The sequence below is a fragment of the Sorangium sp. So ce145 genome (genome assembly GCF_051525985.1).
GTDB classification, from domain to species: domain Bacteria; phylum Myxococcota_A; class Polyangia; order Polyangiales; family Polyangiaceae; genus Sorangium; species Sorangium cellulosum_B.
In genome coordinates this window covers 9,383,229-9,410,068 of record NZ_CP150315.1, presented here as the reverse complement: position 1 = coordinate 9,410,068, position 26,840 = coordinate 9,383,229, and the positions used below count along the sequence as shown (strand labels likewise).

Genomic DNA, 26,840 nt, shown 5'->3' with positions numbered 1-26,840 from the left:
GCGCATGGGCGCGTGGCCCAGACGGCCCTCACGCCGCCGTGGTCGCCTCGCTGGCCAGCGCCCTCAACCGCACCGCCGCCCTCGGGGATCACGTCGCGGCTCTGTCGTCCACGAGGGGATCAGCCGATTGCTCGGGCTCCACCGCCCGTCAACTCCGCTACTCAACGTGATAGAAATCGCGCTCATGACATCGACTTGCTTCCGCTCTGCCGCCCCCTCGCTGCGACGCACCGTCCTGGCCCTCGCCGTCGCCCTGACCCTGACCGGTTGCTCGTCGGGCGGCGACTCGGGCGGCAACTCGCCGGCGCCCGCCGATCCCGTGCCCCTGACCGCGTTCTGCGCCGAATGGTCCGCCGCCCGCTGCGCCGGGGTGCAGCGCTGCTGCACGCAGACGACCGGCAAGTACGCCGACGACGCCGCCTGCGCCGCCGGCGAGACCGCCCTGTGCGAGGCGACCATGCTGCCCGCCCTCGGCAACCCCCAGTACATCTACGACGAACAGGCCGGCGGTGACCTCGTCGCCCGCCTGCGCCGGTCCGGCGACGGCTGCCGCGAGCCCGACGGCGCCCTGGACATGACCGCCCTGCTGAAGCCGGCCCTGGAGCCCGGCAGCGCCTGCGACCTGGCCGGCGCCGCCGCGCTGGGCGGGAACCCCTGCAAGGGGACCATCTGCCAACCGGCCAGCTCCGAGTCGACCGCCGGGACCTGCCTGGTGCTGCCCGCCGAGGGGGAGCTCTGCCCCGATCTGCTCTGCGCCGCCGGGCTGGCCTGCACCAGCGAGACGGACGGCCGCCGTTGCCGCCCCGCTCCGCCCTTGCCTGCCGAGGGGAGCCCCTGCGACAGCAACACGGACCTGTGCGCGCCCGGGCTCCGCTGCATGCCGACAACGGCCGCCCTGCGCGCCTACTTCGCCGGCGGGGACTATCCCGAGGAGCACACCTGCCAGCGCCTCCACAAGAACGGCGAGCAGGTCCTGGACCCTGGCGACTGCGAAAGCGGCCTCATGAAGATCACCTCCCAGGCCACCCTGGCCGCCACCTGCACCGCCTGCCGCAGCCACCAGGACTGCTCCAGCGAGAACACCGACACGTTCGACGGTCTGATCAGCATCGACAGCTACAGCGGTTACTGCGACCAGGGCGTCTGTCACGACGGCCTGAACGACGTGGCCCCCGGCAGCAAGTCCGAAGGCGCCATCTGCTTCGACGTTGCGGAGTGTCGGTCCCTCAGCTGCGACCGCACCCCCAGCGCCTATGGCCACTGCCAGAAGGCGAATGTCGAGGCGCTGTTCTGCACGGCGCCGTTCACGGGCGGGGGCGCCGCCCCCGACGGGGAGACGGCGCTCACCACCTCCAGCTCGGGGTCCCGACCCGCAGCTCGCCCCTGAGGCCGGCGGCGCCGGGGCGGTGACCCGGCGGGATGAGGCCCAAGTTCGTCCCTGGTTGCGCGTGAGCGAGGCATGACCGAACCGCCCGGGAGCCTGTCGGACGGGCACGACCCGCGAGAACTCGGCGAACGGCGGTAAATCAGCCTGCCTTGCGGAACCCCCTGGACCGTGCAGCGAGCAGCGCGGCGAGGAGGAGCCAGGGCACGGACGAGCCGCCCGCGTCAGGGCCAGCGCCACGCGCCACGGCGCAGCCGTTGCCGTGCGCGCGCGGTTGGGCGCTCCCTTCCGGTGCAGCCGCCGGAGGCGCGCCGCCGGCATCGCTGGAGCCGCCGGACCCGCCGGAGCCATTCGCGGCGGCGTCGCCGCCCTGGCCCCCGCCGCCCTGCGCGTCGCCGCCCTGGCCCCCGCCGCCGTCGCCCTTGCCGCCCTGGCCCTCGCCCCCCGCGCCGCCTCCGGAGCCGCTGGCGGCCTCCGCGAGCAAGCAACCCCCGGCGATGCACTCGCCGCCTGGACAGGGCGCGCCGTCGAGCTTGTAGCGCCTCTCGCAGGCGCCGGTGGCCGGCGCGCAGACGGCGCGCCTGCAGGTGGAGGTGTCGGGCTGCGGGCACACGAAGGGATCGCCGCCAACGCAGGCGCCGTTCTGGCAAGTATCGGTCTGCGTGCAGGCGTTGCCGTCGTCGCAGGGGCTGCCGTCGGGCTTGCGCGGGTTGTCGCAATCGCAGGCGTCGCCGACCCCATCGCGGTTGACGTCGGCCTGGTCGGGGTTCGCGAGCAGCGGGCAGTTGTCCACCGTATCGCCGACGCCGTCGGCGTCGTCGTCGTCGTCGCAGGCGTCGCCGAGGAGATCGCCCGCCGGCAGGCCAGCATCGGTGTTGGCCTGGAGCGTGTTGGGGACCGCAGGGCAGTTGTCCTCGCTGTCGGCGATGCCGTCCTCGTCGGTGTCGAGCGCGCAGGCTCCGGCCCTGCACTGCCCGCTGAGGCACTCCTTGGGGAGCGAGCACGCGGCGCCGACGGGCTTCTTCGGCAGGCAGTCGCCGCCGGTCGCCGCGCAGTAGGCCGCGTCGGCGCACTGGGTGTCGAAGGTGCAGCCCGTGAGGCAGGCGCCCGCGACGCAGCGGTACTCGGCACAAGAGCGCGTGTCGCCCTCGGCGCAGACCCCGCGGCCGTCGCAGAGGGGGGCCTCGACGAGCTCGGAGGCGTCCTTGCACGAGGCCGCGCCGCAGGGGGTGCCCTGCGCCCGCAGCTGGCAGCCGCCGCGGCCGTCGCAGACGCCGGTGGTGCCGCAGGAGGAGGCCGGCTCTTCGGCGCAGTCGCCGTCCGGATCGGCGCCGGCCTGGATGGGCCCGCATGCGCCGTCGGGTCCGGCGCCCTTCTTCGCGGCGGAGCAGGCCATGCACGCGCCCGCGCAAGGGACGTCGCAGCAGACGCCGTCGACGCAGGAAACGCCGGCGCAGTCCGCGTCGGTCTCGCAAGGGGCGCCGGGGAAAGCCGCGGTGTAGAGCTCGGCGCTGGCGATATACATGCCGGGGCCCATGCCGCCGGTGATCAGGACCTTGCCATGGCGCAGCAAGGTCGCTGCGTGTTGAGATCGCTCGGAGTACATCGTCCCTGCCGGAGACCAGCTGTCCGTGGCCAGGTCGTACACCTCCGCGCTCGCGCTGCCGTGCCCATTGACCGAGGCATTGCCCGCGACCAGGACCCGCCCGTCCAGGAGCCGCGTCGCCGTGTGGTTCTGGCGCGCGGTGCTCATGGGAGCTCGCGTCGTCCAGCGATCGGTCGCCGGGTCGTACAGCTCCGCGCTCGCGAGCCCGCTGATCCCCTCCGAATCCGGGGAGCCGCCCGTGACCAGGACCCGCCCATCGTCCAGCAGCGTCGCCGCGTGCATCCGGCGCGCGGCGATCATCGGCGCTGCCGCTGTCCAGCCGCGCTCGCCGGGGCTCCAGATCTCCGCGCTCGGGGCGTCACCTCGGGGCCCGTAGCCGCCTGTCACCAGGACCCGGCCGTCGGCCAGCAGCGTGGCCGTGTGCCCCTGGCGCGCGGCGATCATCGCCACCGCTGCGGTCCAGGTGCCGTCCGCCGGGTCGTAGATCTCCGCGCTCGCGAGGTTGACGTAGTCGGCCCCGACGCCTCCTGTCACCAGGACCCGGCCGTCGGCCAGCAGCGTGGCCGTGTGCCCCTGGCGCGCGGCGAGCATCGGCGCTGCCGCTGTCCACCCGCGCGTCATGGGGTCGAAGATCTCCACGGTCGCGAGCGCACCCTCCGCGTTGCTCGCGTAGCCGCCCGTGACAAGGACCCGCCCGTCCGGCAGCAGCGTCGCCGTGTGCGTGTAGCGCGCGTCACGCATCTCCTTCGCCGCGGTCCAGGTGCCGTCGGCCGGGTCGTAGATCTCCGCGGTCCTGAGGTCGTTGTCGTCGGCCCCGTAGCCGCCCGCGACCAGGACCCGCCCGTCGCCCAGCAGCGTCGCCGTGTGCACGTAGCGCGCGTCGCGCATCGGCGCTGTCTCCGCCCACGGGCTCGTGCCCGGCGGGTCGTAGATCTCGGCGTTCGCCTCGACGCCTTGATTGCCGCCCGTCACGAGCACGCCGCCGCGCGGGAGCAGCGTCGCCGTATGAAAGCTGCGGCCGACGGCCATCGCCGGCGCGTTCGACCAGGCGCCCTCCCTCGGGTCGTAGATCTCCGCGTCCGCCAGGTGGAGGTACGACGAGTGGAGGCCGCCTGTGACCAGGACCCGCCCGCCGTCGAGCAGCGTCGCCGTGTGGTCAAAGCGCCCGATGCTCATCGGCGCCGCCGGTGCCCAGCTGCCGTTCATGGGGTCGAACAGCTCCGCGCTCGCGAGGAACGTGCCGTCGCTCGTCAAGCCGCCCGTGACCAGGACCTGCCCGCCGTCGAGCAGCGTCGCCGTGTGCCCTCGGCGCACGGTGCTCATCGATCGCGCTGGGGTCCAGGTGTTCGTCGCCGGATCGAACAACTCCACGGTCGGGACCTCGCCCGCAGCCCCGATGCCGCCGGCGACCAGGACCCGCCCGTCGGCCAGCAGCGTCGCGGTGTGCCCATAACGCGCGGTGCTCATCGGCCGCGCCGTTGTCCAGATGCCCTCGCGCGGGTCGAACAGCTCCACGCTCGCGAGGAACGTGCCGTCGCTCCAGCCGCCTGTGACCAGGACCCGCCCGTCGTCCAGCCGCGTCGCCGTGGGGCCCTGGCGCGCGGCGTTCATCGATCGCGCTGGCGTCCAGCGGTCCTCCGCCGGGTCGTACAGCTCCACGCTCGCCACCGTGCCCGAGCCGTCAGAGCCGCCCACGACGAGGACTTGCCCGCTGTCCAGCAGCAGGGCGGCGTGATCTTGGCGCGGGGCGCTCATCGGCTGAGCTGGCGCCCAGCTGTCGTCCGCCGGGTCGAACAGCTCCGCGCTCGCGAGATAGCCTTCGCCGTCAAAGCCGCCCGCGACCAGCACCCGCCCGTCGTCGCCGCCCAGCAGCGTGGCGGTGTGCCCGGCGTCCCGCCGCGTGGCCATCGCCCCGACGGCGCGCCACAGCGGATCCACGAGCAGCAGCTCCCCCGACGCCTCGACAAGCAGCGCGATCTCCGCCCCGCGCGCCTCGAGGCGCGCCGCGATCGGCCGCCCGCCTTCCGCGAACGCTCGCGGCGCGGTGACGCGCAGCCGCGGCGTCCCCGCGGCGTCCACCACCTCGACGGCCTCGCCGCGCTGCCGCAGCGCCGCGCCGTCCACCTCCCAGACGGCCGCGGGCTCACCCGCCGGCACGGCGCCCGGCGCCACGGTCAGCCATTCCTCGATGCCCCCGGCGACCGCCCGCCAGAACGACGCGCCGCCCGCGCGGCCGTAGATCACCGCGCCGTCGACCACCGCCCCCGGGCCGGACGCGCCGGCCTCGCGCACCCGCACCTCGAAGCCGCCCGCGCCCGAGAGCCGCATCCAGCCGCCGCCGTCGCGCGGCAGCTCGGCCTGGAGCCGCGGCCCGCGCCCCGAAAGGCCAGCCGCGCCCAGCGCGAAGCCGCCGCCGGTCGGCACCGGCGCGCCGGGAGCGCCGCTGCCCAGCACCTCGGCGGCCTGCGCCGGGAACCGGCGCTGCACGAGCGCCGCCGCCGCCGCGCCGTCGTGCCCCGCCGCGCACCCGAGCGCGCCCATCCACCCCACCACCGCCAGCACCAAGATGGCCATGGCCAGCACGCGGAGACACGACCCAGCTCGCATGCTGGCGAATGTCTCACGCGGTCACGCCCGCAACAACAGCGCCGCGAGCGCGGCTCACACGAGCGATGTGCAGATCCCGAACCGGGGATGATAGACCCCGACTCGGCGCTTGCCGCTCCGCGTCTCGGGCGTCACGAGGACCACCACGCTCTTGTCGAGCGGCGCGTTCGCGCGAATCCGCACGTGCTGGCCGGCGACGACGACATGCCAGATGTTCACCGTCCCGTACCTCGTCACGACCGCTCCCTCGTAGATGTGCGCCGCCGACGGCGCGCCGCGGAGCGCCAGACGGCACGCGGCATAGCTGCCCAGCGCCTGATACAGGAGCACGACCGGCATGACGGCGTACGAGAAGGCGAGGAGCATCGCGACGAGATCGATGTGCCGGAAGAACGAGCCGACCCCGACAAACCCCGCCCAGAAGAGCAGCGAGTACCCGACGCCAGCCAGCTGGTGCCGGACGTGCCGCAAGGCCGCCCAGGGGCGCGGGGGCGGCGCGCGGAGCTCCTCGGGCAACTGGCTCGCGTTGGGTGGCTGCATGTCGTACCGCTCCGACATACCCGGGGCGGCCGCGGAGCTCAATCGGACAGCGCGCGCGTCGCCGCGTCCTCCCGCGCTCGTCCAGGCGCCTGGCCGCTCCCGCTGCGCCCGCGCTCGCCGCCGCAGCCCGCTCCCGCCGTCCTGCCAGCGATCACGGCGCCAAGATCACCGCCCCGCCCGGCGGGACGCTCATCGAGAGCACGCCGGCCGCGGAGACGACCTCGCTTGCGCCGCCGAGCGCGTCCCTGAGCTCGGTGCCGGGCGGGAGGCCCAGCGCCTGAGCGACCTCGACCGAGATGTGCTGCGCTGTCCCCGCGCGCGTCAGCGCCACCACCGCGGACTCCCCCCGGCCGTGCCGGCGGCCGAAGACCAGCGTGTCCTCCGTGGCGGTGAGGTTCACGTAGGCGCCCCGGCGGAGCGCGGGGATGTCCCGGCGCGCGGCCCCGAGCGCGCGCACGAAATCGAGCGTCTCCAGCTCGTCCGCCGTGAGATCCTCTTCCGGACGCCACAGGCTGCGGTTGTTCGGGTCGGCGCCGCCCCACGCGCCGTACTCGTCGCCATAATAGAGCAGCGGCGCGCCCGGGAGGCCCAGGAGCCACGCCATCGCGAGGCGCGCCCGCGCGTACACCTCGGGCGACTCGGGCGCTCCCGCGGTGTCCGACCACTGGCGGCCCGGGACCTCCCGGCCGCGAGGCCCCGTCTCGTCGCGGTAGTCGGCGATCGTCGCGAACCGGGCCGTGTCGTGGCTGCCGATGTACGGCGTCATGATCGCGCCCTCCGGCCACCGCCGCTGCCCGTGCTCGACCCAGTACGCGGCGTGCAGCATGCCCTCCTCACCCCAGCCGAACGTCCGGGTAGAGACCCCGTGATAGAGGACGAAATCGAGCTGGCCGTCGAGCCCCTGAGGGCCGATGTACCTCGCGATCGTCTCGTAGTTCTCGTCGTTGCACGGGTCGGCGCAGTCGCTCCAGCCCATCGCCGTCTCGCCCATCAGGAAATAACGTGTGCCGGCCGGCTCGAACGCCTCGCGGACCTCCGCGGCGAGGTTGCGCGTCGCGATCTCCTCCACGTGCTTCACGGCGTCCACGCGGAGCCCGTCGAGATCGAACGTGTCGAGCCAGTGGATCGCGTCCGCCACGAACGCGGCGTTGGCCTCGGGCACCGTGTGGTCCACGTCGGGGAGGTAGCTCGCGAACATGCAATCGAGCGCGTGCGACGTCCAGTCGCACCCGTCCGTCCCGCAGACGCACCCCGTCCTGAACCAGTCCGGGTGAGACGAGACGTACTCGTGATCTTCGTGCACGTGGTTCACCACGAAGTCCTGGAGGACGCGGATCCCGTGGCGGTGCGCCTCGGCCACCACCGCCCGGAGCGCTCCGGCGCCGCCGAGCCGCGGATCCACCTCGCGCGCCTTGATGGGCCAGTAACCGTGATATCCGGTGACCTGGTGGACTCCATCGCTCGCCGGGTAGGCGCCGGCGGGGTTCTCCTGGAACGGCGTGAGCCAGATGGCCCGCACGCCCAGCGCGTCGAGCGTGCCGTCCTCGATCGCCTGCCGCAGCCCCTCGAGATCTCCGCCGGCCCAGTCGCCCCGCGGGTCGGCGCCCGGCGTGGCGGGCGGGTTCAAGGACGGATCGCCGTCGCGGTAACGATCGGTGACGACCATGTAGATGAGCGCGTCCTCCCAGGAGAACGGCTCGGCCTCGACCCAGAACACCAGCCGGAGCGGCTCACCGGCGCGGCCGCTCCGGGTCGCCCCGCGGAGGGTGACGCGGTATTTGCCGTCGTCGAGGCCTCCCAGCAAGATCCGCACGTCGCCGCGCGCGTCGACCGAGAGCTCCTGATCCGTGAGCGGGCGCGCCTCGCCGTCCTGGTCCTGTAGAACCGCCTCGAACGCGGCCGCCTCGGGGCCCGCGCCCTCGATGCCGTCCCGGTAGACGAGCCGGGCCTCGAAGGCGCCCTGTCCGGCGGCAGGCCGCGTCGCCTGGCTGGACGCGACCGAGAACGACGGGAGGCGGCAGTCAGGGACCTTGACGGCCGAGTTCTCGACCCCGTCGACGTACTTGCGGCGCCCCTCCGCCGGGTCGAGCACCCACGAGACCTCGCCGCCGGACCGATAGACGATCTTGTAGCCGTGGAGCCCCGGCGGCAGGTCGACGGTGGCCACGAGCCGGCCCTGCGTACCGCCCTGCAGCTGCGGGGCAGCGCCGAGATCGAAGCCGCTCCACTCGCCGGCGACGCGGACATCCGTGGCCCCGGGAGGCGCGTTGAACGTGAACGAGGTCGGACAGAGCACGTTCCCGTACTGCGCAGCACCGCCGCCAGCCCCGCCAGCGCCTGCGGCCTCGCCGCCTGCGCCAGCCGCCTCGCCGCCAGCAGCAGCACCGGCGCCTGCCGTCCCGGCGCCGCTCGTGCCCTTCCCCTGGCCCGCGTCGAGCTCGCGATCGCCCCCACACGCGAGCGGGACGGCAGGGAGCATGACGGCGGAGACAGCGGCGATCATGACGGCAGAACGGCGGCGCGACATGGCCTCGAGCAGTATCCGATCGCGAGAGGCATGTCAGCGCGCGCGTCGCCCTGAACCACCGCAGCCGCTGCGGAGAACAGCGATGCTCCACCCATGTTGTCGCGTCGCTAACAGGCGCGCGCAGGTTCCGTCGGGGCTCCGCCCCGCACCCAGGCGTTCGCTTCGTGCGTTGTCGGGCCGAACCGCGTGAGCTCACGCGCTCGGAGCGGCCTGGTCTCGCGACCCGATCAAGGCGTGTACCGATAGAGCTCGATCCAATCGTAGGTCGCGCTCGCCGTGCCCGTCTCGGCCGTCACGGCTCCGGCCCAGGCCGCGCTCGACGACGCCCAGATCGTCATGAGCACGTTCTGCGGCAGCACCATGAGGTCGATGCGCTCCGTCCACTCGTGTCGGAGCACGTCGTCGACGGAAAAGCGGGCGCCGGACGGTGTCCATTCGATCTGGTACGTGTGAAAGTCCTCGCTCGGATCGAAGCCGAGGTCCACCTTCTGCGGATGCTGCGTCGGACTGACGGATTGCGTCACCGGGGGCCGTACCGGAGCGCCGGTGTACACCATGGCGTTGAACTGCACGTCATTCGGCTCGGCCCCTAGGCACTCGATGTCGAGCTCGTTCCAGTTGTCCGCTGGCCAGGGGGTGTAGATCGTGACCAGGGACGAGATGACCGCCGACCCTCGGGCCAACTTGACGCGAGCGCGCACGCGCCCGTACGTGAGCGAGTCGACGGAGCGAACCTCGGCACCCAGGAAGGACTTGGCGGCTCCGGAGCTGTCGGTGGTGCCCTGAGGGGCCGGCGTGAGCCGGAGCACGAGCTGACCACGTTCGATGGTAGCGGCGGATCGCGAGAACAGCGCCAGATTCTCCGTCCAGGAATGTGTCATCAGCTGCCAGCGAGCTGCGTCCAGCCGATCGAAATCGTCGCGGAAGAGCAGCGTGAAGGCCTCTTCGGCCGGGGGAGGGCCGCCGGCTGAGCCGCCGTTCCCCGTGGCGCCTGCCGCTGCTGTGCCACCCGCCGTTCCGCCTGCGCCGCCTGCGTCGCCTGCGCCACCTGCGCCACCTGTGCCGTTTGCGCCGCCCGCGCCGCCCGCGCCGCCCGCGCCGGCTCCGGCGCTGGAGGTGCCATCCGCAGCCCCAGCCCCCGCCACGGAGCTACCCGTTCCGGCGCTGGAACCACCGCCAGCCCCCGCGCCGGTGCCGTCCCCGCCAGCCCCCGTCGCCGAGCCCGAAGGCTGGCTGGAGTCGTCACAGGCCAGCGCGGTGAATGCGGAGAACAGAAGCAAAGCGACCGTGCAGCGCGTCGAAGACATCATGAGCTCCACGTGGCGCACCGGGTGCGAGAGCGCTTCGCATTTTTTGCTTCCTGTCCGCGTCCCCGCTGCCGCACACTGACCCGGCCTTGAGCGCTCGGCCCGCGTTGTTCCAGCCCTTTCCGATGCTCGCCGGCCGGCGCGCCCAGGTCTTCCGTCACCAGCCGCAGTACCGTCGGCCCCGACATTTCCACGAGGAGCCGGAGATCAACCTCGTCGCTCGCGGCAGGGGCATCATGGGCGTGGGAAAGCGCGTGGTGCCGCTCGTGGCGGGCACGCTGCTCTATTTCGCGCCGGGGCAAGATCACGCGCTCCTCGAGGAGAGCAGCGATTTCGTTCTGTACGTCGCGGCGCTCCGCCCCGAGCTGGGGGCTCGCGTCGCGGGGGCCGCGTCGAAGGTCGCGCTCGACGCTGTGCAGCTCACGCCGGCCGTGCTCGCCGGCGAGCTCGCGCTCCTCGGCGCGCTCGACCGAGCGCGCGACATCTCGGTCGTGGAGCATCGCCTCGCGGAGCTCTTCGAGCGGTCGCTGTCGAACATGCCGCTCCCCCACGTGGTAAGCCGCCGTATCTTCGAGCTCTTGCGGCTCGATCCGAATCTCCCCGGGGCGGCCCTCGCGGCGCGCCTGCGCACGGGCGAGAGCGGGATCAGCCGGCGTTTTCGCAAGGACGTGGGCGTGAACGTCGTCGAGTACCGTGCGCGGCTCAAGCTGATGCAGTTCATCGCCGAGGTGGATCGCGGCGCGAGCTTCGCGCGCGCGGCGTACGCCGTCGGGTTCGGGAGTTATGCGCAATGCCACCGCGTCTTCACGCGCGCCCTCGGCTGCGCGCCCCAGGACTATTTCGGCGGCCAGCGCGCGGTGCTGACCGAAATGACCGTGTAGATGCACGGAGGGTAACGGTGATATGCCGGTGACCTGGCGGACTCCCTCGCTCGCCAGGGTTGCGCCGGCAGGTTCTCCTGGAACGACGTGCGCCCGATAGCCCGCACGCCCGGGGCGTCGAGCGTGCCGGCCTCGATCGCCTGAGGCGCGTTGAGCGCAGCGGCTCTCGGCCGAGGCAGCCTGGCGACGGCGCCCTCGGGAGCCGCGCGCGGCCGAGCCCGCCGGCCGACGCGGATCCGCGCCGGATCGCCCGCAACGGTGGCCATGATGCGGGGGCGGGCAATGGTATACCTTGGCGGGGAGAGGGCTTCTGCCGCCGCTGCCGAGGCTGCCTTGCCCATCGCCCGCATGACGAGCCCGTCCCCTCCCTTTCCGTACACGATCTCCGAGACCATTCACGAGGGCCGCGGCACCGCCGTGTACCGCGCTGTTCGAAGCGCCGACGGCCATCCGGTGGTCCTCAAGGTGCTCGACCCGAGGAGCTGCCGGCCGAAGGACCTCGCCCGGCTCAAGAGGGAGTACGAGATGGGCAAGATGCTCGACGTGGGCGCCGTCGTCAGGCCCCTCGCCCTCGAGATGTACGACGGGGCGCTCGCCCTCGTCATGGAAGACGCAGGCGCTGAGCCGCTCGAGCGCCTGCTCGGCGCGCCGATGGCGATCGGCAGGTTCCTCGAGCTCGCCGTCCGCATCGCGGATGCCGTCTCCGACATCCATCAGCGAGGCGTCGTCCACAGAGACCTCAAGCCCGCGAACATCCTGGTCATTCCTGCCACCGGCGAGGTGAAGATCGCCGATCTCGCGCTCGCCTCATGGCTCTCCCGCGAACAGCACGCCCTGGAGCCGGCGCGCCTCATCGAAGGGTCCCTCCCTTACATGTCGCCTGAGCAGACAGGGCGGATGAACCGTGGGGTCGACAGCCGCAGCGATCTGTACTCCCTGGGGGTCACGTTCTACCAGATGCTCACGGGGAAGCTCCCCTTCGACGCCCGCGATCCGCTCGAATGGATCCATTGTCACGTCGCCCGAGCGTTCGCGGCGCCGTCCGAGGTGGTCCCCGACGTGCCGGAGGCGGTCGAGCGCATCGTGCTCAAGCTCCTCGCGAAGATGCCCGAGGATCGCTACCAGACGGCCCGCGGCCTCGGCCATGATCTGAAACGGTGCTTCGACGCATGGCGCTGCGACGGCAGCGTCGCGCCGTTCCCGCTGGGCGAGCAGGACGCGTCGGGCCGCCTGCGCATCCCGCAGAAGCTCTATGGGCGCGACGAGGCGATCGCGGTGCTGCTGCGCGCCTTGGAGCGCGTTGTCGACACCGGATCTCCACAGCTCGTGCTCCTCTCGGGCTACTCCGGCATCGGCAAGTCGACGCTGGTCCACGAGCTGGACAGGGCCGTCGCCCGCGAGCGGGGGTTCTCCGCCTCGGGAAAATTCGATCAGCACAAGCGCGAGATCCCTTACTCCACCATCGTGCAGGCCGTTCAGGAGATCGTGCTCGAGCTCCTCGCCGACAGCGAGAGGATCGCGGCCTGGAAGCGGCGGTTGCTCGAGGTCCTCACGGTCAACGGGCAGCTCATCGTGGACTTGATCCCGCAGCTCGAGCTCGTCATCGGCCCGCAGCCGCCGGCTCCCGAGCTGCCGCCGGTCGAGGCGCAGAACCGGTTCCGCACCGTCTTCCGGCACTTCATCGGCGTGTTCGCCCGTAAAGAGCACCCCCTCGTCCTCTTCCTCGACGATCTCCAGTGGGCCGACTCGGCGAGCCTCGCGCTCTTGCAGGATCTGGTGACGCACCTCGACACGGGCCACCTCCTCGTCATCGGCGCGTACCGCGACAACGAGGTGACCCCCTCGCACCCGCTCATGACGGCGCTGGACGACGTGAGGAGGCAGGGCGCGCACGTCCAGGAGCTCGTGCTCGGCCCGCTCTCCCGCGAGCACCTGTCCATGCTCGTCAGCGATATGCTCCAATGCCGCCCCGAGGACGCCGCGCCGCTCTCGGCCCTGGTCCACGAGAAGACGGCCGGCAACCCCTTCTTTGCGATCCAGTTTCTCCTCGCCCTCCACGAAGAGCAGCTGATCGAGCTCGACCCGCGCGCGGGCGCCTTCCGGTGGGACATGGCGAAGATCCGCGCCAAGAGCTTCACCGACAACGTGGTCGATCTGATGGTCGACAAGCTCGCGCGGCTCCCCGCTGGCACCCAGGAGGCGCTGAAGCAGCTCGCCTGCCTCGGGAGCGCAGCGGAGGTCGGCGTCTTGACGATAGCGCGCGACCGCTCGGAGGAGGCGCTGCACGCGGAGGTCTGGCAGGCCATCCTCGCGGGGCTCGTCCTCTGCCACGAAGGCACTTACAAGTTCCTCCACGACCGCGTCCAGGAGGCGGCCTATTCGCTCATCCCGGAGGCCCGGCGGGCCGCTGTGCACCTCGAGATCGGCCGGCGCCTCGTGTCTCGTCTGCCGGGCGGGGCGGTCGAGGAGCGGGCCTTCGACGTCGCGACCCAGCTCAACCACGGCGCCCACCTCATCACCGATCCACGCGAGAGGGAGGCGCTCTGCCGGCTCAACCTCCTGGCAGGGATCAAGGCGAAGGCCTCGGTCGCCTACGCCTCCGCGCGCAGCTACCTGGCGCAGGCGACATCCCTCTTGCCGCAGGACGCCTGGAGCGCGCGGTACGAGGACACGTTCAGGCTCCACCTGGAGCTCGCCGAATGCGAGTCCATCGTCGGCAATTTCCAGCCGGCCGACGAGCTGTTCGATCTGATCCTCCAGAACGCGCGCTCCAGGCCCGACCGGGCCAGGGCCCACCGGCTGCGCATGCGGCTCTACCAGATCGCCGGGTGGCACCGCGACGCCATGACGGTCATGATCGAGGCCCTGCGGCTCTACGGGGCGACGCTCCCGGAGGCCGACGAGGAGATCCACGCCGCCGTGGAGGCCGAGATCCGGCAGGTGCCGATCGCCTTGCGCGGCCGTCGCGTGGCCGATCTCGTCGATGCGCCCGTGGCGACCGACGAGGACGTGCGGGCGTTCATCAGCCTGGTCGCCGAGTCGGCCCCCCTCGTGTTCTCCGTGCGACCGGCGCTCTGGCCGCTGCTTGCCGCCAAGGGGGTGAACGCGTCCCTGCAGCACGGACACGCCGAGGAGTCCTCTTTCGTTTATAGCTGTTACGCCGCGGTCATGGTGTCCATCCTCGGCGACGTCCCCTGCGCGTTCCAGTTCTCCGAGATGGCGCTCAGGCTCAACGAGAAGTTCAAGAGCGTCACGGCCATGCTGAAGGGGAGGCTGCTCTTCCACCACGCGGGCGTCATCAGCATCTGGCACAGGCACTACGCGACGAGCATCCCGCTCATGGACAGGGCGTTCCTCGATTGCCTCGACGTCGGAGACTTCATCTTCGCCGGCTACTTGACGTACAACATGGTGTGGGTCGTCTTCGAGAACGGCGATCCGCTCGACCGCGTCATCGAGGTCGCGCGGAAATACACCGCCTTCGCCCGGCAGACCCACAACGACGTGGTGTACCACGTGGTCCGGCTCGAAGAGCAGCTCGCGGCGAGCCTGAAGGGAGCGACGCGGGGGCCCACGAGCTTCGACGGCGGCGACTTCGACGAGGCGAGCTCCCTCGCGATCCTCGAGAAGGCGGGCTTCGGCCTTGGGATCGCGATGGTTCATATCATGAAGCAGGTCGCCGCGTTCACGCACGAGCGTCACGCCGAAGCGCTGGAGTCCGCGGCCACCGCCGCGCTGATGCAGGGGCAGGCGGCGTCTCTGGCCATGGAAGCGACGCACCACTTCTACCACGCGCTCACGGTGACGGCGCTCCACACAGAGGCGCCGGCCGAGCAGCGGCAGCGATTGGCTCAGGCGCTCGAGGCGCCGCTCCAGAAGCTGAGGCGCTGGGCCGACAGCTGCCCCGAGAACTTCCGGAGCCGCTATGCCCTGGTGTCCGCCGAGGTCGCCCGCGTCGAGGGCCGGGATCTCGACGCGATGCGCCTCTATGAAGAGGCCATCCGCGCGGCGCGCGAGAGCGGCTTCGTCCACATCGAAGCGCTCGCCTACGAGCTCGCGTCTCGGTTCTATCGAGCGCGAGGGTTCGAGCGCTTCTCCGATACGTACCTGCGCGAGGCCCGCTCGTGTTACGTGCGCTGGGGGGCCGACGGCAAGGTGAAGCAGCTCGAGCAGCGCTATCCGCAGCTCCTCGAGCGGCGGCCGCTCGAGCCGACCGCCACCTTCGCGGCCCGCACGGAGCTGCTCGACGTGCTCGCGGTCGTCAAGGCGTCGCAGACGATCTCGGGCGAGATCCTCTTCGAGAAGCTCCTGCGAACCCTGCTCGAGTTCGTCCTCGAGCAGGGAGGCGCCCAGAAGGGCTGCCTCATCCTGGTGCGGGACGGCGGCCTGACGATCGAGGCGGAGGCCGCGATCGAGGAGCGACAGGGCACCGTGACCAGGGTCCTCCAGTCGTTGCCGGTGTCGTCCTCTCCGCTCCTCCCTGCCTCGCTCCTCCACTACGTGCGGCTCACCAAGGAGCGCGTGCTCCTCGATGACGCCGCAGCGAAGGCGGGCAGGTTCTCCGGGGACGAGTACATCGTCCGGCACAATCCGAGATCGGTCCTCTGCGTCCCCATCTTGCGGCAGGCCGAGGTGCTCGGTCTCTTGTACCTCGAGAACAACGTCACCACGCACGCGTTCACGCCCGAGCGGCTCCTCGCCCTCGAGCTGCTCGCCACGCAGGCGGCCATCTCCCTCGAGAACGCGCTCTTGCTCGCCAGGGAGCGCGAGGCGCGGGCGGCGGCGGAGGCCGCGGAGCGGCGCACGGCGTTCCTCGCCCACGAGCTGAAGACGCCGCTGACAGGCCTCCATCTGAAGCTCGACGCGCTCGCGCGATCGATCAAGCAGCAAGAGACGGTCTCCTCGCCCTGGCTATCGTCGTCCCTCATGTCGTTCAGGCGCCAGCTCGGCCGGCTCGACCTGCTGATCGACAGCCTGCTCGACCTCTCGCGCGTCCAGAAGGGGCGGCTCGCCCTGACGCGTGAGCCGGTGGACCTGGCGGCTCTCGTGCGGGACGTCGTCGGGCGGCTGAGCGAGCAGGCCGAGCTGGCTGGATGTGCGCTCCACGTGCAGGCGGAGCGCGCCGTCGTGGGCCAGTGGGATCGGCTGCGGCTCGAGCAGGTCGCGACGAACCTGCTCACGAACGCCATGAAGTACGGCGCCGGAAAGCCGGTCCGGATCGTCACCGACGGGGACGGGGCAGTCGCTCGCCTCTCGGTCTCCGATCAGGGCATCGGGATCGCCGAGGCCGACCAGCGGCGCGTGTTCGAGGCGTTCGAGCGCGCGACGGGGCTTCATCAAGCGCAGAGCCTCGGGCTCGGGCTGTACCTCGTTCGGGAGATCGTGCGAGCGCACGGAGGGCGCGTGGATCTGCGCAGTCAGCTGGGCTCAGGGACCACCTTCATCGTCGAGCTGCCCGTCGATCCGGAGGGAGAGCTCGGCCTCGCGCAGCCGTCCTGAGGAGAGGGGCGCGCGGGCCGCCTTTTGCCGACCCGGCCTTGCGGCGCGGCGCCGGGTCATGAGACGTTTTGTGGGGAGGCTGCAGACGGCGTGGAACAACTGCTTTCGAGCGATATCTGGGTACTGTACGCGATGTTGCTGGTCGCGGGCGACGAGGATGTTGCTGGTCGCGGGCGACGAGGAAGAGATGCAGCGGAAAGCGGCGAATGATCCGTGGTTGTTGGCTCACGGCCTCACGCCCGGAAAGCACTACGCGTGGGGCTCCGTGTGGTCTGGCTTCGATCCCAGAGGCGGCTCTTCCAGCGCCGTTATCCGTTATGTGACAGAAGGCTGACGCCATGCTTGGTGCCGGCGCGTGCAGCGCGGCGCGCGGCCCTAGCGATCGCTCAGCGGCTCCTTGTCGCGCGCGTCCGCGGCGAGGTACTGGCGCAGGTGCCGGCGGAGGGAGACCCGCGTGATCCCGAGCGCGCTCGCCGTGCGGGTCACGTTGCCGTTCTGGGCCGCGTAGACCGCGAGGATGTGGCGGCGCACGGCCTCCCCGAGCGACGCGCTGCCGCGCGCGGGCGGCGACGGCCGCAGCGCGCCCGGCGGGCCCGAGCGCGGTGCCGCGGGCGGACGCGTGGCCGCGCCGATCTCCGGCGGCAGGTGCTCCAGATCGAGCGGCGCGCCGTGGGCCCGGAGGAACGCGCGCTCGACGACGCCCCGGAGCTCGCGGACGTTCCCCGGCCAGGGGTACGCCTCGAGCTGCGCGAGCGCGCGCGGGGCGACCCCGGCGCTCGCGAGCCCCGTCGCGCCGCTCTGGCGCTGGAGGAAGTGCTCGACCAGCCTGCGCACGTCGCCGTCGCGCTCGCGCAGCGGGGGGAGCGAGAGCGCGAGCCCGCCGACGCGCCGGTGGAGCGCCTCGTGGAACGACCGCCCGAGGACGCGCGCGGCGAGATCCTGGCTCGTCGCGGCGATGACCCGCACGTCCGCGACCAGCGCCTCCCCGCCGCCGATCCGGCAGAGCGGCTCCCCGTCGAGCACGGCCAGGAGCCGCGGCTGGAGCTCGAGCGGGAGCGCGCCGATCTCGTCGAGGAACAGCGTGCCCCCCCGCGCCAGCTCGAGCAGCCCGGGGCGCGCCGCGGGCCGCCCGTCCGCCCCGGCCGCCAGGCCGAAGAGCTCCTCCAGGAGGCGCTCGGCCGGCAGCCGCGCCGCGCTCACCGCAACGAAGGGGCCGCCCGCGCGCGGGCTCGCCGCGTGAAGGCGCCGCGCGCAGAGCTCCTTGCCCGTGCCAGGCTCCCCCGTGATGAGCAGCGGCGCGCGCTCGTGCTCCGAAAGCCGGCGCAGCTGCTCCATCGCGCGCGCCCAGCGCTCCGAGGCGCCGATGAGCCGCACCTCGCTGTCGTCCTCGACGCAGACGACGCGCGTCATCCCGCCGCCGGATGAGCAGAGGCGTTCCGTGCGCCGGGAAGGGGCCGCGCTTTCTTCCACATCGCATCTCCTCGATTCATGGGCAGACGGCGAGCGGCGCGCCTGCCGTTGTCTGGATTACCGAGCTGTCCTCAGCGCAGGCGGCGATCAGGGATGGGCCGCCGTGAACGAAGATGGGAACGACGGTGGGAACGACAGATGGACGATGGCGGATGAACGCCGGCCACGAGGTGGCGACGAACAACGAGGGATGATGGCTGACACATGCCGGGTGATCTCACCCGGTCAGCGACATCGACTCTACCGCGAATCACGGTCTCTTGGAAGGGAGATCCCGACCGGCGGCGGGGGGGCGCCGAGGAACTACGTGCTCAAAATTTGTGCGTACGCGCGGACCTGGGTTAGTCGACCCGTGTACCCGAAAGGAGAGACGACGAGATGAGCTCGAAGCGCAAGACCCCGGCCCGCACGAAGACCACCCGGGCCACGAGCCCGGTCGCCTCGGCGCAGCCCGAGAGCGCGGTCTCTGCCCCCGCCGCCGTCGAGATGCCCTCTGCGGCCGTGGAGCGCGCCGCCGAGCGCGCGAGCGCCGGTGCCCCGAAGGCCGCGCCGCCGCGCCCGCGGCTGTCGCGCGAGGAGCGCCACGGCCTGATCGCCAAGGTGGCCTATGGATATGCCGAGAGGGCCGGCTTCCGGAACAACCCCGTTGAAGACTGGCTGAACGCCGAGCGCGAGGTCGACGCGCGGCTCGAGCGCCTCGCCAGCTGAGGTCTCCGCGGCGGCGGCGCGGGCGGCGCGAGGCCGCGCGCCCCTGCGAGCCCGACAGGCGCGCTCGCGCGGGCGTGAGCGGCCCCGTCGGCCGGCGAGGGCGGGCCGCGGCCGCGCTCCCGCCGCCCCCGCCGGCCCGGCGGCTGCGCCCGCGGGCCTTCGAGGCTCGTAGCCGCGCCGCGGGATGAGTATCCTCGCGCTCCGCGTGGGCGGTGGGCCCACGGTTCGCGGTCCACGCGCGCTCCGGCCGCCTGGACCGCGGAGGTCTGCACACCGATACTTGCGCCATGCATTCAGGTCACGTCCTCGCCAACCGCTTCCAGCTGGAACGCCTCGCGGGCTCCGGCGGGATGGGCGCGGTATGGCGGGCGCTCGACCGGCAGAGCGGCCACGCGGTCGCGCTCAAGGTGATCTTCAACCAGGGCAGGGAGCACGTCGTGCGCTTCCAGCGGGAGGCGCGCCTGCTCGCCGAGCTCGAGCACCCCGCCGTCGCCCGCTACATCGACCACGGCGTCACGGCGGACGGCCTCTACTACCTCGCCATGGAGTGGCTCGAGGGCGAGGACCTCGGCGCGCGGCTGTCGCGCGGTCCGCTCGGGATCGAGCACAGCCTGATGCTCGTCGGCCGCGTCGCCGAGGCGCTCGCCGCCGTCCACGCGCGCGGCATCGTGCACCGCGACCTCAAGCCGACCAACGTGTTCCTGCCCGGCGGCGACATCGGGAGCGCGAAGCTCATCGACTTCGGCATCGCGCGCCAGGCCGACGCGACGTACGAGCTCACCCTCACCGGCTCGGCGATCGGCACGCCGGCTTACATGGCGCCGGAGCGCGTCCGCGGCGACGTCGACGTCGACGCGCGCGCCGATCTCTACTCGATCGGGTGCCTCCTGTTCGAGTGCCTCACCGGGCGCTCGCCGTTCGTCGCCCAGCACCCGCTGTCCGTCCTCGCCAAGGTGCTCTTCGAGGCCGCGCCGCGCCCGAGCACCTTCTGCCCGAACATCCCGCCGCCGCTCGACCTGCTCGTGGCCCGGCTGCTCGCGAAGAACCCCGCGGAGCGCCCCGCGGACGCGGGCGAGGTCGCCGCCGAGCTCCGGATGCTGAGCGTCGTGGAGGGCAACATGTCCACGGGCAACGGCCTGCCGACGCCCGCGCTGACGAAGAGCGAGCGCCGGCTCGTCAGCGTCGTGCTCGCCGCCGAGATGAGCGCGGGCAGGCGCGGCCCGCCGTCGGCTCGCCCGCAGGCGATCGCGGGAGCCCAGCGGGCGAGCGACACGATGCTGTCGGGCCACCACGCGACCGTCGTCTCCGGCAGCAAGGACGCGCTGCCCGAGGGCCTGCTCGCGCCGGCGCCGCCGATGAAGCCCCGGCCAGCGCCGCCGCCGACGACGCCGTTCCACGAGGTCCGGCAGGCCGCGCAGGCGCACGGCGCGGTCCTGGAGGTGCTCGCCGACGGCTCGGTCGCCGCGGTCGTCGCCGGCGCGGGCTCGCCGACCGATCTCGCCGGCAAGGCCGCCCGCTGCGCGCTCTCGATCCACGCGCTGCTGCCCGGGGCGTGGGTGGCGCTGGCGACGGGCTGGGACGTCATCGCCGGGACGCAGGCGGTGGGGCAGGTCATCGATCGCACGGGCGCGCTGCTCGACGCGCGGGTCCGCCACGCCGCGGAGGATCCGTCGTCGGGCCGGCCGGTGCTCATCGATCAGATGACGGCCGCGCTGCTCGGCGACCGCTTCGAGATCGCGGCGGGCAGCCAGGGCCCCACGCTGCTCGGCGCGCGCGAGCCGCAGGACGGCGGGCGCAAGGTGCTCGGGAAGCCCACGACCTGCGTGGGGCGCGAGCGGGAGCTCCGGGCGCTGGAGGACGTGCTCGACGAGTGCGCCACCGAGGGGGTGGCGCGCGTGGTGCTGGTCACGGCGGGCGCGGGCGTCGGCAAGTCGCGCCTCGGGTACGAGCTGCTCCGGCGGGTCGAGGCGCGCAGCGAGCCGGTCACCGTGTGGCGCGCGCACGGCGATCCGATGTGCGGCGCGGCGCCGCTCGGGTTGCTCGCGCAGACGGTGCGGCGCGCGGCGGGCCTGCTCGACGACGAGCCCCCGGAGGCGCGGCGGGAGAAGCTCGCGGCGCGGGTCGCGCGGCACGTCGGCGAGGCCGCGCGGGAGCGGGTGACGGAGCTGCTCGGCGAGCTGGTCGGGGTGCCGTTCCCGGAGAGCCCGGCGCTGCGCGCGGCGCGGCAGGATCGCGCGGTGATGGAGGAGCAGGCGCGGCGGGCGTGGCTCGATTTCCTGCGGGCCGAGTGCGACGCGCAGCCGGTGCTGATCGTGCTGGACGACCTGCACTTCTGCGATCGCGCGACAGTGGACACGCTCGACGCGGCGCTCCGGTTCCTGCGGCATCAGCCGCTCATGGTGCTGGCGCTGGCGCGCCCCGGGGTGCGCGAGGCGTTCCCGGGCCTGTGGGAGGATCGCGAGGCGACGGAGATGCGGCTCGGGGAGCTGTCGCGCCGCGCGTGCGAGCGGATCGTGCGGGAGGTCCTCGGCGACGCGCCGCCCGAGGCCGAGCTCGCGGCGCTCGTCGACCGGTCGGCGGGGAACGCGTTCTTCCTCGAGGAGCTCGTGCGCGCGACGGCGGACAGGCGAGCGGGGGAGGTGCCGGAGACGGTGCTCGCGATGATGCAGTCGCGGATCGCGGCGCTCGAGCCCGAGGCGCGCCGGGTGCTCCGGGCCGGGGCGGTGATGGGCGAGGTGTTCTGGCGGGGGGGTCTGGAGGCGATGCTCGGCGGGGGCGGGCAGGTGCCGCAGCTCGAGTCGTGGCTCTTGACGCTCGAGAAGCGGGAGCTCCTCGAGCCGCGGCCGGAGTCGATGTTCCGCGGGGAGCCGGAGTTCGCGTTCCGTCACGCGCTCGTGCGGGACGCGGCCTACGAGATGCTGACGGACGCGGATCGGGCGCTCGGCCACTGGCTTGCGGCCGAGTGGCTGGAGCGCGTGGGCGGGGACGATCCGGCGGTGCTCGCGCTCGTCGACTCCCACCTCGGCCGCGCCGTGGACGGGGCGCTCTCGCTCGGGAACGCGGACGGCGCGGCGGGGCACCTGGCGCGCGCGGCGGGGGTCCGCGTGCGCCGCGGCGAGTTCGACGCGGCGATCGCCGCGATGACGCGGGCGTTCGAGCTCGCGGACGTCGCGCGGCGCGAGCCCGACGAGCTCGCCCGGTGGGTGGAGATCCTCTCGAAGGCGGTCGGCCACGCGCGCCGCGCGCCGTCGCTGCCGGCGGCGTCGGACCGCATCCTTGCGCGCGTCGATGCGGTCGGCTCGCTGGAGCTCCGGGTGAAGCTGCGCATCGAGCTCGCGCGCGCGCTCGGGGCGACCAACCTGTTCCGGCTGTCGCACGACCTGCTCGACGACGTGGTCGAGATGGCGGTGGGGCGCCGCGAGCTCCTGCAGGAGGCGCTGACGGTCGACGTGGAGGTCTCGTGCCTCCAGGGGCAGCTCGCGCGCGCGCGGCGAGCCGCGCTCGACCTCGCCGCGCTCGGGCCGACCGACGATCCGCGGGCGCTCCAGTCGGTCGCGCTGGCGCGGGCGACCTCGGGGGATCGGGCCGGGGCGCTGGAGGCGCTGTCGCGCTGGGAGGCGGCCGCCCCGGGCGATCGGGTCGCGGAGGCGGTGCGGGCGAAGCTGCTCGTGACGATCGAGCTCTACGCGGGGGATTTCCGGGCCGCGGCGGGGGCGTCCGAGCGCGCGATCGCGCTGGGCCGCGCGCTCGGGCTGCGGTTTGACGGGGTTGTGAACCTTCACAACCTGGCGTACGCGTGCGTGCGGCTGGGCGAGCACGAGCGGGCGCGGTCGCTCTTCGCGGAGTCGCTGGAGCGGGCGGACGAGGCGGGGTACGACCGGGTGGCCGCCTCGAACCGGATGTACCTCGCGTACCTGGACGGGGTGGCGGGGGCGGGGGACGCGCGGGAGCGGCTGCAGGCGCTCATCGCGCGGGCGGAGGAGCAGGGCTACTGGCACGACGTGCTGCAGGGCCGCTGGGCGGCGGCGATGCTGCTGAAGAACGCGCGCAATGACGCGCTGGCGCGGCGGGAGTTCGAGGATCTTCTGGAGCTGTCGGTGCGGCTCGGGGATCCGCTGCTGGAGAAGGACGCGCGCGCCTGGCTCGACCGCGTGGACAGGTGAGGGGAGGCGTCCCCGGCATGCACTGCGGGCATGTTCCGGGCGCGTTCTCGCGAGACGCGACAACGCGCCTGGAACTTGCTGGGGGGCGCTGGGGGGACCGCGGCCAGGAGGATGACAAGCACCCGCGCCTCAGGCCGGTATGCGATGGGCGCGCGCCCGCGCCCGCCGATTTGTGACGGCTGGTGGGGGCGCCGCGCAACCTGAGGGAACGAAGCTTGGCTTCCATCACCCGCAGAGGAACGATGACCCACGCGTATCGACTCGCCTCCTTCTCGATCCTCGGCTTGCTGATCGCTTGCAGCTCGACGGATCCCGACACCACGCCCGGCGCCGGCGCGGGCTCTGGAGGAACCTCGGGCGCGGGGCAGACGACCGGCGGAGGTGGCGTGACGACCACGGGCGGTGCCAGTACCACCACGGGCGGAACAGGCGGGGCCGGAGCCACCACCGGCGCAACGGGCGGCGTCGCCGCGGGCGCGGCCGGCTCGGGTGGAGCGGGCGCTGGTGGCGGGGACACGGATGGAGCGGGCGCTGGTGGCGGCGGTACCGGCGGGTCGACGCCGGTTGGGGACCTCCACATCACGGATCCCGTTCCAGGCTTCGCGAGCGTCGCTGGCGGCACGACCGGCGGCGGCACGGATCTGAGCTCGGCCATCACGGTGGACTCGATGAGCGCGCTCCAGGACGCGGCGAAGGGCTCGACCCCGGCGATCATCCTCGTGAAGCCCGGGAACTACAGCGGGACGCTCGCGCCAGGCGCCAACAAGACGATCATCGGCATCGGCCCCGGCGTGACCATCACAGGCAACATCCGGATGAGCGGCGCCGGCGTGAACAACATCATTATCCGCAACCTCGCCGTGCGGGGCGCGCGTTGCGCCAGCTACGACGAGTGCAAGGCCGGCGCAGACGCCGTGTACACCGGGAACGGCGCCCATCACGTCTGGCTGGACCATCTGGACATCTCCGACGGTCAGGACGGCAACTGCGACATCACCCAGGGAGCCGACTACGTCACCGTTTCCTGGTCGCGCTTCTACTATACATACGACAAGGAGCACCGGTTCTCGAACCTGATCGCCGGCAGCGACGACGAGCCGGCGAGCCAGGGCAAGCTGCACATCACGTACATGAACAGCCACTGGGGCGAGCGCGTCGATTCACGCCAGCCTCGCGGGCGGTACGGCAACGTCCACATGCTCAACAACTACCACAAGACCGGCGGCGGGCAGATCCACGGCGTGGGCAAGGACATGGCGCTCATCGCCGAGAACTGCGTCTATGATGAGAACAGGTCGATCTGGACGGACATGGGCAGTCCAAGAGGCTGGAAGGGGATCGGCAACCAGGGGACCGGCGACGACTTGAACGACTCGAGGGGCACCGTCTTCGAGATCCCGTACCGCTACACGCCGATGCCGGCGTCCCAGGTCGTCGCGGCGGTCACCTCCAAGGAGTGCGGAGCCGGCAACACCTGCACGCTCGCTTACTGAGAGCTCCCCCCGGCTGGTAGGCCGGAGAGGGCCTCATCGGTTCGTCGAATCTACAGCTGAGCGGCCGGCTGGCGGCTGCCTCTCCTCCGGGCTGCCTGTGCCATCGTCCCGCTGGATGGCCCCGGACGGAAAAAAAGATACGCTGTCCGCATGCGCCAGCTTGCTTCGTCCCTCGCCGCCCTCTCCCTCCTGCTCTCGTTCACCCCGCCAGCGTTTGCCGAGGAAACCGTCACGGAAGCGCAGTGGGCGAAGTCCTACGGCTTCCGTCTCGGCGTGGAGGCGGACGTGCTCACCAGCACCATCGAGGCGAACCTCCCCGACTGGGAGACCGTGAGCAGCGACGGGACGAGCGGCGCGTGGGAGGGGAAGTCCTTCGTGGCGTCCTTCGCAGCGGTCGCCCAGATCAGGCTGATCGGGGGGCTCCACCTCGACGCAGAGCTGCCGTTTGCGTACGGGAGCAGCCAGGCGAACGAGCCCGGCGCGGGGGAGCAAGACGCGGCGACCGTCGCGCCGGAGCTCGAGGGGTTCTTCTTCGGCAATCCCTCGATAGGACTTCACTACGCCGGGAACATTTCCCCCATGCTGATGCTCGTCGGCGGGCTCTCGGCCTCCATCCCCATCACGCAGGATCCGTCCGACGACACGAAGGCGGCCGCGGCGGCGGCGCTGGCCGTGCGGGGGTACTTCGACACGCAGCGGGCGCTCCTGGAGCACGTCCCGCTGCGGGCCCGCGGCGGCATCGAGCTGCGCCCGATCGAGGCGCTCTATGTGCGGAGCGATCTCGTGGCGATGTTCGCCATCCCCACGGGCGGCGGCGACACGGAGTTCTTCATCGAGCAGAGCAACGAGGCGGAGCTGCGCAGCGTGGGAGGGTTCGGGGTCGGGGCGCGGCTCCAGGCCGCGTTCCCGCTCACACAGACCGACAAGATGCAACTCGCGGCCGAGCCCTTCGTCGGGGTGGAGCCACCCGCTTCGGGCCTGTACTTCCGGGCCGGGCTGCTCGTGGCGCTGGACGAGCCGCTCGGGTTCGGCCTGGAGCAGGGCAAGCTCGCGACGCTCCGTCTCGCCGTGGGGGCCAGATTCTGAGTTGGCTTCGGCCGCGTGGCGCGAAGGGACAGGGCCTGCGGGACGGACCTGTGCTGGCGCGGGGGGTCTGCTAAATATCCCTGTGAATGAAGCGACGGACAGCAGAGCTCAGCGCCGAGGATCTGCAAGCGCTTGCGCGCTCTTCCAGCGAAAGTCTGCGCATCAAGGCGGCGCTGCACCCGCGCACGCCGCTCGCGACGCTGCTCTCGCTCGCCACCGACGAGGCCATCAACGTTCGTCGCGCCCTCGCCCGCCGCACGGGCGCTCCTCGCGAGGTCCTCGCGCAGCTCGTGCGTGACGCCTCGCGCGCCGTCCGGTGCGTTGTCGCCGCCCATCCAGGCTGTGACGAGCCGCTCCGCCGCTTGCTCTGGACCGACGGCGACGGCAACGTGCGCGCGATCGCGAGACACGCCGCGGCGATTCCGCATCACTTCAGCGAAGACCTCGCGCGAATCGCACGCAACGAGCCGGTGCCCGCCCCGGTGCTCGCCGAGTTTGCCGAGCTCGGAAGCCAGGCACGCTGTGCCGTCGCTTCTCACCGCGAGTGTCCGCGCGACTGGCTCGAGCGCTTCCGTCACGACGCCGACGCAGACGTGCGGCTCATCGCCGAGACGCGCATGGGTCTCTCGCTCGACACACTGCGTGCCTTCGCGCAACACCGACTGGCTTCTTATCGCGCCACCGCCGCCGCGTCGCTGCCGTGGGACGACGCGAGGATGCCCGAGCTGCTCGCTGATCGGAATGAACGCGTCTTGCTCGCGCTCTTGCGGCGTCCGGACTTCCCCGCCGCGTTCTACGCCCAGATCACGGACAGTCCGCCGCCCGCCGTGCGTCTGCTGCTCGCGACCCACGAAGCGCTCGACGCCGCGCGCCTGCAGGGCCTGCTGCGCGACCCGCTCGTGGAGGTTCGTCGGCGTCTGGCGCGGCGCCGCGCGCTGAGCGCCGAGCGTTTCGAAGTGCTTGCGAGCGACGGCGACACCAGGGTGAAGCTCGAGCTCGTGAAGCGCCCCGAGTGTCCCGAAGCGTGCCTGCGCCAATGGAGCCGTGCCCCGAGCGAAACGTTGCGTCGCGCCGTGTTCGCGCATCCAGGCGTGACGCCGGACATCCTCGCCGCCGCGAGCGCCCTGCGCGACAACCATGAGGAGATCGCAAAACACCCGCGCACACCGGAGCCGATCCTCGTCCAGCTGGCCGACTCCACCAGCGCCTTCGTTCGTGGCGCTGTCGCGCAGAATCCGAGCACGACCGAGCGCATGCTGTCGCAGCTCGCGCGGGACCCCGACTCGTATGTGCGCTTGCAGGTTGGCAGAAACGAGAGATGTCCACTGCCCCTGCTGCTCGACCTCGAGCACGACCCGGACTTCGTCGTGCGCCGTCACATCGTATGGCGCGCCGACTGTCCGCTCGAGATCCTGGAGCGGCGCGCCGCCGACGAGAACAAGTATGTCCGCTACGCCGTCGCGGACCACCCGCGAGCCACAGCCGCCGTGCTGTCGGGGCTTGCGCGCGACGGAGCGATGTTCGTGAGGGCGCGCGCCAAGGAGCGTCTCAGCGGCTCCTGACGACGCG

Annotated in this window: 13 protein-coding genes; 8 read left to right on the top strand and 5 right to left on the bottom strand. The window is 72.3% G+C overall.

Annotated features, from left to right (window positions below; translation table 11 throughout):
* Positions 1-184 precede the first annotated feature (184 nt).
* Positions 185-1,387 (top strand): hypothetical protein, encoded by a 1,203-nt coding sequence (locus tag WMF34_RS34770; protein ID WP_437990529.1) that lies wholly within the window; start codon positions 185-187, stop codon positions 1,385-1,387.
* A gap of 139 nt (positions 1,388-1,526) precedes the next feature.
* Here WMF34_RS34770 and WMF34_RS34765 read toward each other — a convergent pair whose 3' ends face one another.
* The 4 genes from WMF34_RS34765 to WMF34_RS34750 form a co-directional block, all read right to left on the bottom strand.
* Entirely contained in the window at positions 1,527-5,573 is a 4,047-nt protein-coding gene (locus WMF34_RS34765; RefSeq protein WP_437994686.1) for a kelch repeat-containing protein, read from the bottom strand.
* 78 nt (positions 5,574-5,651) lie between these two features.
* Positions 5,652-6,137, bottom strand: a complete 486-nt coding sequence (locus WMF34_RS34760) for a hypothetical protein (RefSeq protein WP_437990528.1) — start codon at positions 6,135-6,137, stop codon at positions 5,652-5,654.
* Positions 6,138-6,288: 151 nt separating this feature from the next.
* Positions 6,289-8,664 (bottom strand): alpha-amylase family glycosyl hydrolase, encoded by a 2,376-nt coding sequence (locus WMF34_RS34755; protein ID WP_437990527.1) that lies wholly within the window; start codon positions 8,662-8,664, stop codon positions 6,289-6,291.
* Between the two features lie 227 nt (positions 8,665-8,891).
* The gene (locus WMF34_RS34750) at positions 8,892-9,974 is read right to left on the bottom strand and encodes a glycoside hydrolase family 16 protein (protein ID WP_437990526.1); all 1,083 of its coding nucleotides are present in this window, start codon (positions 9,972-9,974) and stop codon (positions 8,892-8,894) included.
* An 86-nt stretch (positions 9,975-10,060) separates the two neighbouring features.
* On the opposite strand from WMF34_RS34750, the gene WMF34_RS34745 reads away from it, so the two are divergent.
* Positions 10,061-10,852 (top strand): helix-turn-helix domain-containing protein, encoded by a 792-nt coding sequence (locus WMF34_RS34745; RefSeq protein ID WP_437990525.1) that lies wholly within the window; start codon positions 10,061-10,063, stop codon positions 10,850-10,852.
* Positions 10,853-11,200: 348 nt separating this feature from the next.
* Positions 11,201-16,351, top strand: a complete 5,151-nt coding sequence (locus tag WMF34_RS34740; RefSeq protein ID WP_437990524.1) for an AAA family ATPase — start codon at positions 11,201-11,203, stop codon at positions 16,349-16,351.
* A 375-nt stretch (positions 16,352-16,726) separates the two neighbouring features.
* Here the strand turns inward: WMF34_RS34740 and WMF34_RS34735 are convergent, their stop codons facing one another.
* On the bottom strand, positions 16,727-17,821 hold the full coding sequence (locus WMF34_RS34735; RefSeq protein WP_012239450.1) for a sigma 54-interacting transcriptional regulator: 1,095 nt from the start codon (positions 17,819-17,821) through the stop codon (positions 16,727-16,729).
* Positions 17,822-18,199: 378 nt separating this feature from the next.
* Here WMF34_RS34735 and WMF34_RS34730 point away from each other — a divergent pair, with 378 nt between their 5' ends.
* The 5 genes from WMF34_RS34730 (at position 18,200) to WMF34_RS34710 (ending at position 26,833) form a co-directional block, all read left to right on the top strand.
* A complete protein-coding gene (locus tag WMF34_RS34730; RefSeq protein ID WP_012239449.1) occupies positions 18,200-18,529 on the top strand; it encodes a DUF2934 domain-containing protein in 330 nt (109 codons plus the stop codon).
* A 287-nt stretch (positions 18,530-18,816) separates the two neighbouring features.
* Positions 18,817-22,692: a protein kinase domain-containing protein gene (locus tag WMF34_RS34725; RefSeq protein WP_437990523.1), complete on the top strand. Its 3,876-nt coding sequence runs from the start codon at positions 18,817-18,819 to the stop codon at positions 22,690-22,692.
* Between the two features lie 242 nt (positions 22,693-22,934).
* A complete protein-coding gene (locus WMF34_RS34720) occupies positions 22,935-24,185 on the top strand; it encodes a pectate lyase family protein (protein WP_012239447.1) in 1,251 nt (416 codons plus the stop codon).
* 150 nt (positions 24,186-24,335) lie between these two features.
* A complete protein-coding gene (locus WMF34_RS34715) occupies positions 24,336-25,271 on the top strand; it encodes a hypothetical protein (RefSeq protein ID WP_437990522.1) in 936 nt (311 codons plus the stop codon).
* 86 nt (positions 25,272-25,357) lie between these two features.
* Complete coding sequence (locus tag WMF34_RS34710; protein ID WP_437990521.1) at positions 25,358-26,833, top strand: hypothetical protein; 1,476 nt, start codon at positions 25,358-25,360, stop codon at positions 26,831-26,833.
* Positions 26,834-26,840 lie beyond the last annotated feature (7 nt).